The sequence below is a fragment of the Companilactobacillus ginsenosidimutans genome (genome assembly GCF_001050475.1).
Classification (GTDB): Bacteria; Bacillota; Bacilli; order Lactobacillales; family Lactobacillaceae; genus Companilactobacillus; species Companilactobacillus ginsenosidimutans.
Map to the genome: position 1 here is coordinate 591,647 of NZ_CP012034.1, position 13,786 is coordinate 605,432.

The window sequence follows — 13,786 nt, forward strand, 5'->3', positions numbered from 1 at the left end:
ATCTCCTTAAGCTTTGTATGTTTCTTTAATAAATCCGACTGATAATGCACCGATTGCCATGATAATTCCACCTAATAAGAACATGTGTGGTTGTGAATTACCTAGCAATGGGAATAATGCGAAACTTAATAGTGAAGCAACGATTTGTGGCAAACAAATTGATCCATTGAATAAGCCTAAATATGTACCCATATGTTCACCTGATAAAGCATTGGTAATCATGGTTAGTGGATATGTATTCATTGAAGCCCAAGCCATACCTACTAAAACAAATGAACCAATTAATAAGTATTGACTGTGTATGAAGAATACTGATACGAAACCAATTGCTCCTAAAATCAAACTAAGCGCATAACCCAATTTGTGGTGATTGTTAGGAACTTTTGCTAAAACATATGACCAGACAACTGCAGCGATAGATTGTACGGCTGCTAGAACACCATACCAGTTACCAGCTGCTTGATAACCAGATGAACTTGCATTGGCAGTATTCCAAACGTTAACTGAGATTGCTCCAGCTGAATAAGTCCATAGATATTGGAAAGCCATCCAACAGAAGAATTGCACTAATGTAACCGTCCAGAATACCTTAGGTGCTTTCTTCAAAAGTGCCAACCAGTTACCGCCAGTTTTATTGGCATCTTCAGAAATACCATGATACTTGGCATATGTAGCAGGATCATACTCTTTAACTCTCATAATTGTGATTACTGTAGAAATAACTAAGATAACTGCACCAAGATAGAATGACCAAATAACTGACTGTGGTACAACACCTTTTTTAGCAGTATTTGCTAGACCAAATGCTGTTAATACAAATGGGAAAATAGCTGCAATAACTGCACCGGTATTTGACAAGAAACTTTGAATTCCATATGCATAACTCTTTTGATCATCATTGACCATGTCACCAACCATCATTTTAAATGGTTGCATTGCAATGTTAGAAGATAAATCAAGAAAAGCAACTGTGATAGCACCAAACAATAAAGCTGCCATAGAACCATAGCCAAATCCAAGTGATCCTGAGTTTGGAAGTAAAAACATTACGATGGCGGCAACAACAGTACCTAAGATTAAGTATGGTAATCTTCTACCACCAAGTTTTGGTGCCCAGGTTCTATCTGAATAATATCCAACAATTGGTTGAACAATTAACCCAGCCAATGGAGGCAAAATGAAGAACCAACCTAAATTATTTGGATCTGCTCCGATAGTCTGGAAAATACGACTCATTTGAGAACTTTGTAGCGTAAATGCCATTTGAACGCCTAAAAATCCAAGACTAAGCATCCAAATTGTGTTAGAAGATAGTTTAGGTAAACCTGCACCATCTTGTGTTTGTGGTTTTTTATCTGACACGATGATTCCCCCTCATTTCGTTTGATTTCTAATCTATGGTTTGAATTATAAAACCGTTTTCATTTTTATGCAACCGTTTGCATTAAATTAATGTGAAAAATTGTACAATTTCGTATGCATTTATCGAATAAAATATTCCTTGTTTTTGCTGATTTAATCACTTTTTTAGCCAAAAAAAAATTGACTAAAAATTTTTAGTCAATTTTATATTATTTGATATCCCACTATCAAATGCTGTTTCTTATCGATATCTTTGTTTTCGCGATCGCTAAATAGCAACAGAGCGGCTTTCACACCCATTTCCTCTGGAAATAGATCCATTGTTTTATAGTTTTTCTCCAACAACACATGTGGCAACGAGTTGTTGAATCCAATCATGTGAAAATCTAGGTTAGGATAAACTTGATTAAAACTGTCAATAAAATTCATCGCATTAAGATCATCTGTTGCTACCCCACCATCAAGGTCAGAATTAAGTCGAATAATATTCTTCACATTGTCGTTATTAGTTTCATCTACAGGTACATCAACAAATTTTAAGTTTGCATCGCCAATTGCCTTTTGAAATCCTTCAAATCTTTGTTGTTCAAAAATCCAATTATTTCGTGAATGGATAAATGCAATCTTGTAAACATCATTGGTTTCAATCAAATATCTCGTTGCAGCAGCACCTGCATCCACATTATTATTATCAACATAATAATCGTTTTTATTCATTGGTTGACCAATTACGACAAATCGCAAGTTATTATCTCTTAGAAATTTTGCAATAGGATCATTTTTTTGTGAATAAAGTAAAATAAATCGTTTGATTTTACTTTGATAAACCATCGATTTAACATTCTTTTTTAAGTCATCAATAGACTTGGTTATGGCAACAGACAATGCATATCCACGTTTAATTAATTCATCATTCACACCACTTAGAACATTGACATAGAAAGGATTCGCTGGAGTTCCATTTCCGCCCACGGGGAAAATTACACCAACGGCGCTTGCCTCTCCGGTGGTTAAATTCTTGGCATTATAATCTGGCATATATCCTAACTTGTCAGCTATTTTTGTTATTTTTTCAATTGTCTCTCGACTAATGTGCGGATTTTTATTTAGCGCACGCGATGCTGTCGATGGAGAAACTCCTGCTTCTTTGGCTATGTCTCTAATTGTTACCACGTTCACCACTCCAAATTATTGTGTTATTCATTTAATCTTACTTTATATTTTGTATTTAGTTAAGCATTTGATAAATAAAACTTATTTGATGAGGGATGAACACTGCAGCCTTCGATCCGGTTATTGGAATAAATAAAGTTAAAATAATTATGTATTCTTGATTCAAAAAAAGTCATCACACTTTATCAATCAAGTGTTGATGACTTTTTTAATACTTTTTTTAAGCTACTGATTTTCTTCTAAATATGTGTTTTCTGACCCAAGGCATTACCCAGTAATCCAAACCTATTTTTCCGGCATTGAATCCTGCGATTAAAATGAAATATTCCAGGAAAATGTACATTGGATTTACTGAAATCGCACCCGCCAATAGGTATGAGAAGTTCATTAGTAATGCGAAGAATGCTGCTGCAGTTGTTAAACATCCAAATATTAAGCCTAACCCAACTAGGAATTCTCCCCATGAGATCAAGACGCTCATGCCTTGCGCATGTGGCAATATTCCGCTGATCATATCATTGAACCATGGATAAACGGTTTTGCCAGTTGGACCTGTCACTGGAGCTTTAACGGCTGCTGCTAACATCCCTTTTGTGGCATCTGCAGCTCCACCTGTAATTTTCTCCCAACCTGATATTGTCCATTTGATTCCCAAATAAACTCTTATGATTGTCAAAATAACTGACGCTACTTTGCTATTTCTCAAAAACTTAACCATAATGTATCCTCCCTTTTTTAAGATAACGTTTTCATTATAGCTAAGTGATTTTCAATATCAAATAATCTTTCTCGGTTTTCAAATATATTTATTTCTTATTATCAAATGCATCAAATGGTACACCATCACGGTATGCGAAACTTCTAGCTGCAAGATACTTTGTAAACTTTATTCTATTCATATCATCTTTTGAAATTTTTAATCTAGTCCAACCATGATACAATCGCTTCTCTTTTAAAAATTTAACATCTTGTAAATCTTCAAGCTCATAATCAACCAACTTCATTGACTTTCTTTGATTTTGAGCAGATTGTACAATTTTAGTCTCATTTTCTTTGACAGCAACACCATTTGGTTGAGACTTTTTATAGGACTCAATATTATTTTTCTCTATTTGCTGATATGTCTTTCGATCGATTACGCCTTGTTGCATTTGTTGCCTTGCATCTTTGTTTTCTTGGAGCACATCTTGCCAGCTATCTTTCCAATCCAAATAGTCCTCGCGATAATCGCTAAACATATCTTGATTTTTCTCCTTTGCTTCAGCAATTACTGCATCACGTTTATTTATCACGTCGTCTCGAACAATTCCGTATGGTCTTACTACAGCTGTAAAAAGTAAAACGTCGTTTGGTAATATTTCTTTGCCAAGTGAAAACACAGATTTATTAGCATTGACCCACACATGATCAGTCACATCTGGATTAATCACTCGTCCTTTTTTATCGGTTTCATCAATATCCTTTAACAGCAATACTGGTCCTTTGCCCCCACCTTTGGTTCTTTTGTGCGTAAATTCTCCAACAGTGGCACTAAACCATATTCGTTGACCTACTTTTTTTGCTAAATTAGTTCTTTGATTGGACATCTAATCATCTCTTAATTGTTATTAAGATAATTTTCTCACTATTTTATCTAAAATTAAATTAATTATTTCCGTTTTACGAGAACAATCATTTGATTAATAAATTTTCTAATGCTAAATTGATCACGTTAAAATTACTGGAGGGAACAATTATGACAGAAATTAATGGCTACACACAAAGTGATAATGAAAAAGAGTTACATATTTTAAATTTACCTAGTCTTGAAGCAGAAGCAAAGAAAATCATTCCAACTGGTGGCTTTGGATACATCAGTGGCGGTTCAGAGGATGAATGGACTCTAAATGAAAACACAAAGGCGTTCAATAATGTGCAGATTGTTCCTCGTGTATTAAGTGATATCGATGATCCACAAACTGATACATCAATTTTTGGTATTGATTTAACAATGCCAATTATAACTTCACCTTCTGCTGCTCAAGGCTTGGCCCACTCCCAAGCTGAAAAGGATACAGCTCGTGGAATTGCTAAAGCCGGAACAATTATGTCTCAGAGCACTTATGCTTCAACATCAATTGCTGACACTGCTGAGGCTGGTAATGGAGCACCACAATTTTTCCAATTATATATGAGCAAAGATTGGACTTTTAACGAAAGTTTGTTGAATGAAGCAAAGCGCGTGGGCGCAAAGGCTATCCTACTTACTGCCGATGCAACCGTTGATGGATATCGTGAATCTGATATTATCAACAACTTCCAATTCCCACTCCCAATGGCAAATCTTGAGAAATTTAGCTCTGGTGCTGGTAAAGGTAAAGGGATTGGCGAGATTTACGCCGCAGCTGCTCAAAAAATCAGTCCTGATGACGTTCAACGTATTAAAGATATTACTGGACTACCTGTCGTTGTTAAAGGTGTACAGTCACCTGAAGACGCTTTAATCGCTATTGGCGCTGGTGCTGATGGTGTTTACGTTTCAAATCATGGTGGTAGACAACTAAACGGTGGACCTGCATCCTTTGATGTTCTAGCTGATGTTGCCAAAGCCGTAAATCATAAAGTTCCAGTTATCTTTGATAGTGGTATCCGTCGTGGATCACACGTCTTCAAGGCTTTAGCAAGCGGAGCTGATATTGTTGCCCTAGCTAGACCGATTATCTACGGACTTGCCTTGGGTGGTGCTGATGGTGTTTATTCGGTTATTGAACATCTAAATAACGAATTTAAGACAGTTATGCAATTAGCAGGAACTAAGACAATTGATGATGTTAAACATGCTAAGCTAATCAAAAAATAATTTCTTAACTATTAAAAATACATTAGTTACTTATCAAAATAAATAAGAGTATTTCTTATTAATTTCAGAAATACTCTTATTTTATTGTTGTTGCTGATGTTCAGTTGGTACTTCATTTTGATTTTTCACATTACGAGTCGGACTTACCCAAGTACCTTGTCCATATCCCATAATAGTTTTAATTGCAGGAATAAATGTTGTGACAACTGATAGTGCATTTACTTGCCAGTAAACCAATGTATAAAGTGGCATAAACATTAGATATTTAAATTTTCTTCCTCGATCATCAACAATCAAAGCAGAGCCTAATTGTAATAGTCCAGCGAACATTTCAAATGTTACAAAAATAAATGACATTGCAAACATGTGGAACACTCGTTCAAAGTTTCCGACAAATAGGAACTGAACTAGTGATATCAAAAATAATATTACCGTTAAGAAATAGAAATGTGACCAAATAATACTTAATGTCTGATCAACGATGAACGCTAATTGTTTCGTATATTTAAAAGGATGCAAAACAATCTTCCAGAAGTTAGTCAACCAAACTTCTGTACCACCCTTGGCCCAACGTTTTCTTTGATGATATAAACTCTTCAATGTTTCAGGTACGTTCATATAAAACATAATATTTGGAGCAAAAACAGTAGCCCATCCACTAATTTGGTGGTCCCAGGCGATACTAATATCTTCAGTAGCACGGTCTTGTCTGAATAACCCAACATCGATCAACGCATCACGACGATACATAGTATTAGCACCACTGTAAGCGTACATATTACCAAATACACCAATTTGACTACGCTTAATAACACCGACAATACTTGAAAATTCCACAGTCTGAGATTTTGCAATCATGGTATCACGGTTTTGAACATCCATATTTGCAGTTACAGCAGCAATATTCTTACCGTCTTCTTTATAGAAATAATTCATATATTTCCATAAAGCATCTGGTTCTGGAATTGAATCGGCGTCATTACTTAAAATAAATTCACCTTTAGCAAATGCAACACCCACGTTAAATGCATGTGCTTTACCTTGATTCTTTTCAATTCTAACAACTTTTAAATTATCATATTTCTTCATTAATCGTGCAAGAATCTCAGGAGTTGTATCAGTTGAACCATCATCAGTAACTAATATTTCGTAGTTCGTATAATTTAAATCGTCCATCAAATATGTAATCGTCGTTTCAATCATGACTTCTTCGTTGTGTGCAGGAATCATAATAGTAACGAAAGGTTGAATACTTTTATCAATTTCTTCATATTCCGTAATTCTGTGTCTATAAATAAGTTGGTAACAAATAACACCGATGAACCAACAAAATGCACCCAAAATTGGATAAGAAACAAGAATAAGTAATAAGAAATTCACGACAGCATCAAATGTTGTTATACCAGTATGTACATTCATTATTCGTCCTCGAATTTCTTATAAATTTTATCAATCGTATCTACTTCCAAATTTTGTTCTGGAGTCACTGAATAGTATCTAACTTCATTTCTTCTAATCTCAGGTTCTCCAAATTCTTCAGTATAAAAATCTTTGATGGCATTACGTCTTGATAACAAACGTTTCTCATCATAATTTGTAATTTTCTTAACATGCTGTTTTGTATAGTGGTTATTGTGCAAAGTGAATAACACAGTTATGACCGCCAAAACTATAAAGGCAATAATAAAGAATTTTCCGTATGAATAAAATATTTCTCGACCTTCAGCGTATGACCAAACAGTCTTCATAAAATTCTTATTGACGAAAATTGTAGCTGAAAATGTCCACCAAATCGGAACGACAACGAATATCCATGAAATCAAAGTGATCAGAATTTGTCTCGCTTTCAACCAAAAATGTCCTTTTTCAAAGAAAGCATCATGAGAATACTTCTCTAGATCTTCAATACTTTCATCCTCTGTTTGTTGATCCATATAATTCCCCCAATATCAGATATTAATATTTAAAAACCAATATTATTATAATCTGAATGGATTCGTTTATCAAAATCAATATATTGATAAAATCATTTAACCTTTTGAGTTTTTTCTGAAAACATAAAAAAAGCTTTCATCAAACCCAAAGGGATTCAATAAAAGCTATTACTAACTATGCATATGCCGTTTAGGACTTTCCCATGTACCAGAACCATGGCCCATAATCGATCTAATTGCCGGTATAAAAGTCGTGACTACTGCTACGGAATTTACTTGCCAATAAACCAAGGTATAAAACGGCATAAATAGTAGATATTTTAATTTTTGGCCACTTCCATCAACAATCAAGGCCGCTCCAAGTTGTAAAAAGCCTGCGAACATTTCAAAAGTAATGAATACAAACGACATCGCGAACAAATATATCACTTGTTTTAGATCGCCTGTAAATGCAAATCTAAATATTGAACCAACAAACAATAACAAACTGATAAAGTAGAAAAATGACCAAGTAATACTAAATGTTTGATCAATCATAAATGCAACCTGTCTCGTAAAGTGGATCGGATGTAAAACAATTTTCCAAAAATTTGTGAGCCACACTTCTGCTCCACCTTTTGCCCAACGTTTTCTTTGCTTGTACAATCCTTTAAGATTGTCAGGAACATTCATATAGAACACAATATTTGGAGCAAAGACAGTTGACCAACCACTTGTTTGGTGATCCCAAGCAATACTGATATCTTCAGTAGCACGATCCTGTCTAAACAATCCAACATCAATCAAAGCATCTCGACGGTACATCGTGTTTGCTCCACTGTAGGCGTACATGTTACCAAAAACACCAATTTGGCTTCGTTTGATAATTCCGATAATACTTGCAAATTCAACAGTTTGCGACTTTGAAATGATAGTATCACGATTTTGAACATCCATATTTGCTGTAACTGCCGCAATATTTTGTCCATCAGAGGTATTAAAGTAATTCATGTATTTCCAAAGTGCGTCCGGTTCAGGGATAGTATCTGCGTCATTGCTTAAAATAAACTCACCTTTGGCAAAAGCTACACCAATATTGAAAGCATGTGCTTTACCCTGGTTTTTTTCAATTTTGATAACCTTGAGATTATCATATTTATCCATTAATCTTTTGAGTATCAATGGAGTATGGTCAGTTGAACCATCATCAATTACCAAAACTTCATAATGTGAATAATTTAAGTCATTCATCAAATAATTTATGGTATGTTCAATCATGATTTCCTCATTGTGAGCAGGAATCATGATTGTAACAAAAGGTTCAGCACTTTTATCTATCTTCTTAAACTTAGTAATTCTGTGAGAATACAAAAATTGATAACAAACAATTCCGATTAACCAGCAAAATGATCCTAGAATTGGATATGCGATCAATATCAACAAAAGAATGTTAGCCACAGAATCAAAAGTCGTGATTCCTGTATTAATCATAATTTTGTTGCCTCAAACTTACTATAGATTTTATCAATAGATTTAATTTCCAAATTATTTTCGGGGGTTACAACATAATATCTAACATTGTTGCGTCGATAATATCTTTCCCCAAATTTTGAAGTATAAAAATCCTTAATAGCCTCACGTCTTGCTAACAACCGTTTCTCATCATAAATTGCATGGCGCTTTACATGATATTTGGTATACCAATTGTTGTATAAGGTGAAACCAATAGTAATGATTGCCAAAATAACAAACGCATATGCAAAAAATTTCGTGAAGAAATAAAATAAATCTTTACCTTCTGGAATTGAAAAAGGTTGTCCCTTCCAATGCTTACTACCAAGTGTGATGGAAATTGTCCAATAAATTGGAATAATCATGATTACCCAAGATAGAATTGTCATCAGAACTTGCCGAGTTTTTAAAAACCAATGACCTTTTTCAAAGAAGGCATCGTGAATATAGCCATTAACTGGAGAATCACTCTTTTTTGATCTTCTTGCTCTCATTATTATCACCCATAACTTTTTTACCTATATAAGTTATTTTCAGACACAGTTTTTTTTATAGTCTTAAGTCTGAAGGTGAGAAACATTTTACAAAATCACTTTAAAACAAGCATCTATTACTTACTTCACGCAATTTTGAAAACATATTAAATAATAATCAATATTAATAAATCCCAATATCTAGACACAGGAATCCTACTACATCCCGTTTAATTCACCCTTATGTTAATGGGATTTATAATAAATGCAAGAATAACGATTTACCAATACCTTGATACAAATTCCTTCTCAATAAAACATTATGTATCTGGATATTTACTAACTAATTGAATATACAACAGCATTTTTTGGTTTTTTTGTATTAGTTTAAACTAAAAAAAGAATAACGACACACTTACATATTTAAGTGTAATATTACCCATTTTTGTTAAATTAATATAAGAAACAAATTTAGTCGCAAGGACTGAGAATATTTTCCAGCAGTGAAAGTGGTGTTAGAGCTTTAGCTCTTATACCACCGGGCGAGTTTGGAGACTTACCGAACTTTGGTAAGGCTTCAAACCGAGTCTTGAGACCGATTTTTGGCTCAAGACGTCCCGCACAGCAGCAAAATATTCTCAGTTCTGGAGACGACAAGCAAAATGAACAAACTTATCTGAGTTTTTAAAATTTCGACAAAAAAAGTAGAACTCGCAAGGAGTTCTACTTAAAGCTAGCTTAAGGTGAGTACAGGAATTGAACCTGCGCGCCGGTATTAGCCGGTTCGCCGGATTTCGAGTCCGGTGCATTACCACTCTGCCAACTCACCATCATAAGGCTTGGAATAACCAGGCCTTTTTATTTATCTTAAATTAATACTGCATTAATGTAAACATATCATATCCACTAATCTTGTCGCGACCATGGAGGTCTTTCAATTCAATTAAGAATGCTGTACCCACAACAATACCACCTAGTTTTTCAACTAATTTGATTGTTGCAGCTAATGTCCCACCTGTTGCCATTAAATCATCAACGACTAAGACTTTTTGTCCAGGTTTCACGGCATCTTTTTGCATCCATAAAGAACCTTGACCATATTCAAGATCATATGTTACTGAAACAGTTTCACGAGGAAGTTTACCCTTCTTACGTGCAGGTGCAAAACCTACACCTAATTTATAGGCAACTGGACATCCCACGATGAATCCACGTGCTTCCGGTCCGGCAATCATTTCTGCACCACGACTCTTTGCATAATCAACAATTTTGTCAGTTGCAGCACCGTATGCCTTGCCATCCAACATTAATGGTGAAATGTCTCGAAATAATATGCCAGGTTCTGGAAAATCTGGAACATCAGCAACATATTTCTTAAAATCAATATCCATCTTTCATTCTCCGTTCAATCTAGTTATGACAGTCATAATCACTGATCCAATTTAGCAGATCATCAAAATTAGATTCAATTAGTATTTTTTCAACATCATTGCGTTGTAATCGTTTCAAATAAGTTGGAGATTCGATTAATTCGCGTTGTTCTGATACTTCTGCTTTTTTAACAAAGCCATTTACCATTTTAACAAAATTTAGCTCAAAAAACACTTTTAAATAGAAATCTGCGTCATTTTTATCTATATTCAAGAATTTAGCCACTACCTCCATGTCATCTGGCTTGATATTATCATGTGCATACAAATATTTTAACAAAATTTTCATTTTATTCATGTCAGGTGATAAGTACCCACTCTTGATACTTGTGTGCAAATATAGTGCCGTATGTGCAGTCTTATTAGACTGTAAGAATTGCTCAAAAACCTTAATATCATGAGGACGGTCATATATTAAAATGTTTTGATGATTAAAGTCAGCATCAAACATTTCCACTTTTGCATTCAAATCATGTCTTTGTAACATTTGATAGTATCCAGCATTGAAGCAAACAATACTATCAAATCTATCCATCAATGCTTTTGAAAGTTGTTTTTGACGATAATCGATATAGATAGATTCAAGCTTATTTTCTTCTTGTGCTTCAGGAGCAAATTCAATGTCATTAATCAGCATCTGAAGTATCGAACGACCTGCCCACTCATTTACGCCTAACTGGCCATACACATCACAGAGATTATCTTTAATTTCCAGTGATTTGGAAAACAAACTGAATCCAATTCCTGGAATTTGATTTTGACTATCAGCAATTGTCGTCTTCAAATGAGATTTGTCTTTACCAACACCAGTGCTGTTGGTTAAATGAACGTCTGATAATTTTATAACCGGTTTAGGATTTCCCATACCAAAAGGTGCCAGCTGATTGATTTCGTTAATTAAATCCGTAGAAAAATCACTTATTTGGAAATTCAAATCAAACAATTTTTCAACAGAGCTGTGAGGATCAAATCCTTGTTTAGCTGGTTCTTCTTGAAGCAAAGGTATTAGTTCATTTAATTGTGGTTCAGCAAGAGAGAAACCGCATGCTTGAGCATGACCACCAAACCCAGCAAATAATTCATTGTGTGCATTTAATGCATCAAATAAGTTAAACCCTTCTGGACTACGGCCCGATCCTTTGTATAATTCTGAATCCTTGTCATAACAAAGAACAAGTGTTGGTTTGTGTTCTTGTTCAACAACACGACTTGCGACAATACCAAGAATTCCTTGATGCCACGTATCGCTAGTTAATACGAGGACTCCGTTTTCACTTTGTTGTTGAATTTGTTCTTGCGAATCAGCAAACGCATCCGCAACCAGTTGTTGGCGTTTGGCATTAATTTCTTCAGTTTCATCTACTATGTCTGCTGCCAGTCCAGCATCACTAGTTGTCAATAATTCCATAGCGGAAGTGGCATCGTCTAAACGACCAATAGCATTAAGCCTTGGGGCAATTTTGAACCCAATGTCCTCCTCATTAACCTTGTTTAAATCCAATTTAGTCTTTTTCGCTAACGCCATGAGACCGACATTCTGGTTTTTACTCATACGTTTTAATCCTTCAGTGACAATTACACGGTTTTCACCCACTAATTTTACTGAATCAGCAACTGTACCAATTGCAGCCAAATCTACAAAATTTAGGGCATCGTCACCTAAGAGTGCATCAGCAAATTTAAATGCTACCCCTGCACCAGATAAATAAGGACAGAAGTACTCTGACCCTGGAATTGATGGATGAACAATAGCATCTGCTTCAGGTAACTCTGCGGGCAAATCATGGTGATCAGTAATAATAACCTTTACCCCATTATCCTTCAAATACTTAACTTGCTCTTTACCACTCACACCATTATCAACAGTGATTAATAAGTTAATATGTTTTTCTTCAACTAGTTTCTTATACTCATCTAAATTAGGACCATATCCATCTTTGAATCTATTAGGAATAAATACGATTGGATTAACTCCCATTTTTTTGAGCGTTAATCTCATAATTGATGCACTAGTAACACCATCAGCATCATAATCACCATAAATAGCAATTTTGCCTTCACTTTGAATTACTTCATCCAAGGTTTCCAGTGCTTTATCCATATCATGCAATGCAAATGGGTCTTGTAATCCAGTAATATTAGGATTCAAGAACTCTGTTATTTCTTCTTTATCAGAAAAATTTCGTTCCAATAACAATTCCGATACTGTATTGCTTAAATTATTTTCACTTGAAAATTTTGAAATTTCATCTTGAGTTGGACTTTGACGTTTTGTCCATTTAATTGAAACCAATACATCACCTACTAACCTATCAATTATAAACAATTATCCGTTCAAAAAAAATAAGCCGACGGGCTTATTTTGAAAACACAGCTAATGTTTTACTATTTGCTTTTTGAGTTTTAACTAATGAACCTTGAATTGCCCAACGATTTGTACCACCATCAGCACAAGTAATTAACGTTAAAAGTTTTTTCCCAGGTGAATCATCAATTAAATAAACAGCAGTTGGTGGAACGACTTTTTTGTAATAAACCTTATAAGTGTAAACATGTTTCATGTTAGTAATGTGGGCCAAATCACCTAGTTGAACATTTTGAAGCTTTGAGAAAAGAACACCTTGATCAGTCATGTAATGTCCAGCCAGGGCGTAATTACCTTTACCCATCTTCTCATTTGGCTTCATTGTTCCACCACCAGTTGACAATGCGTCATTGCTTAGGCCTTTCAAAATAGGAAGATACAAACCAACTGAAGGAACCGACATCTTCCCTATTACAGCGGCACCATTGTTTACCGATGCCTTTGCAACTTGACTAGCACTTATAGGCTTGACTTTCTTGAAGTCATAGCTTGCTTTCTTATTTTCATTTTTCTTAACCTGATCAGCAGTTAATGAAGAAAGAAATCTATTAGACATATGATCAACTGCAAATTCTTTGATAGGCTCATTAAATATTAATCCTAATGCAATCAGGAACAATACAACTATTCCACTAATCGAGAAAAATTTTTTCATGGTATCCTTCACATTCCTATTAATAATTATTTATCTGAATTCTTTGTCATAATAATCCAATTTA

Annotated in this window: 12 protein-coding genes and 1 tRNA gene; 1 reads left to right on the top strand and 12 read right to left on the bottom strand. The window is 34.7% G+C overall.

Translation table 11 applies throughout. The annotated features are described in order from the left end of the window. Positions 1-6: 6 nt before the first annotated feature. From ABM34_RS03075 to ABM34_RS03090, 4 genes are all read right to left on the bottom strand, one after another. Positions 7-1,293, bottom strand: coding sequence for an SLC45 family MFS transporter (locus ABM34_RS03075; RefSeq protein ID WP_157023353.1), 1,287 nt, complete (start codon positions 1,291-1,293; stop codon positions 7-9). Positions 1,294-1,566: 273 nt separating this feature from the next. After that, a complete protein-coding gene (locus ABM34_RS03080) occupies positions 1,567-2,535 on the bottom strand; it encodes a LacI family DNA-binding transcriptional regulator (protein ID WP_048703257.1) in 969 nt (322 codons plus the stop codon). Positions 2,536-2,755: 220 nt separating this feature from the next. Then, entirely contained in the window at positions 2,756-3,253 is a 498-nt protein-coding gene (locus ABM34_RS03085) for a DoxX family protein (protein WP_048703259.1), read from the bottom strand. Positions 3,254-3,341: 88 nt separating this feature from the next. After that, positions 3,342-4,121, bottom strand: coding sequence for a hypothetical protein (locus tag ABM34_RS03090; protein WP_048703260.1), 780 nt, complete (start codon positions 4,119-4,121; stop codon positions 3,342-3,344). Between the two features lie 149 nt (positions 4,122-4,270). Here ABM34_RS03090 and ABM34_RS03095 point away from each other — a divergent pair, with 149 nt between their 5' ends. Then, the gene (locus ABM34_RS03095) at positions 4,271-5,374 is read left to right on the top strand and encodes a lactate oxidase (RefSeq protein WP_048703261.1); all 1,104 of its coding nucleotides are present in this window, start codon (positions 4,271-4,273) and stop codon (positions 5,372-5,374) included. A gap of 81 nt (positions 5,375-5,455) precedes the next feature. Here ABM34_RS03095 and ABM34_RS03100 read toward each other — a convergent pair whose 3' ends face one another. From ABM34_RS03100 to ABM34_RS03135, 8 genes are all read right to left on the bottom strand, one after another. Continuing rightward, positions 5,456-6,793: a glycosyltransferase family 2 protein gene (locus tag ABM34_RS03100; protein ID WP_048703264.1), complete on the bottom strand. Its 1,338-nt coding sequence runs from the start codon at positions 6,791-6,793 to the stop codon at positions 5,456-5,458. After that, positions 6,793-7,308, bottom strand: a complete 516-nt coding sequence (locus ABM34_RS03105) for a hypothetical protein (protein ID WP_048703266.1) — start codon at positions 7,306-7,308, stop codon at positions 6,793-6,795. Before ABM34_RS03105 ends, ABM34_RS03100 begins: the two co-directional genes overlap by 1 nt. A 171-nt stretch (positions 7,309-7,479) precedes the next feature. Next, complete coding sequence (locus tag ABM34_RS03110; RefSeq protein ID WP_048703269.1) at positions 7,480-8,778, bottom strand: glycosyltransferase family 2 protein; 1,299 nt, start codon at positions 8,776-8,778, stop codon at positions 7,480-7,482. Further along, entirely contained in the window at positions 8,775-9,293 is a 519-nt protein-coding gene (locus ABM34_RS03115; protein ID WP_048703271.1) for a hypothetical protein, read from the bottom strand. Before ABM34_RS03115 ends, ABM34_RS03110 begins: the two co-directional genes overlap by 4 nt. Before the next feature lie 720 nt (positions 9,294-10,013). Beyond that, a tRNA-Ser gene (locus ABM34_RS03120) sits at positions 10,014-10,101 on the bottom strand. A gap of 43 nt (positions 10,102-10,144) precedes the next feature. After that, positions 10,145-10,663, bottom strand: a complete 519-nt coding sequence (locus ABM34_RS03125; protein ID WP_048703274.1) for an adenine phosphoribosyltransferase — start codon at positions 10,661-10,663, stop codon at positions 10,145-10,147. Between the two features lie 19 nt (positions 10,664-10,682). Continuing rightward, the gene (gene recJ / locus ABM34_RS03130) at positions 10,683-12,995 is read right to left on the bottom strand and encodes a single-stranded-DNA-specific exonuclease RecJ (RefSeq protein ID WP_048703276.1); all 2,313 of its coding nucleotides are present in this window, start codon (positions 12,993-12,995) and stop codon (positions 10,683-10,685) included. A gap of 64 nt (positions 12,996-13,059) precedes the next feature. Next, positions 13,060-13,722 carry a class A sortase gene (locus ABM34_RS03135; RefSeq protein WP_048703278.1) on the bottom strand — a complete coding sequence of 221 codons (663 nt, stop codon included), beginning with the start codon at positions 13,720-13,722 and terminating at the stop codon, positions 13,060-13,062. Positions 13,723-13,786: the final 64 nt, after the last annotated feature.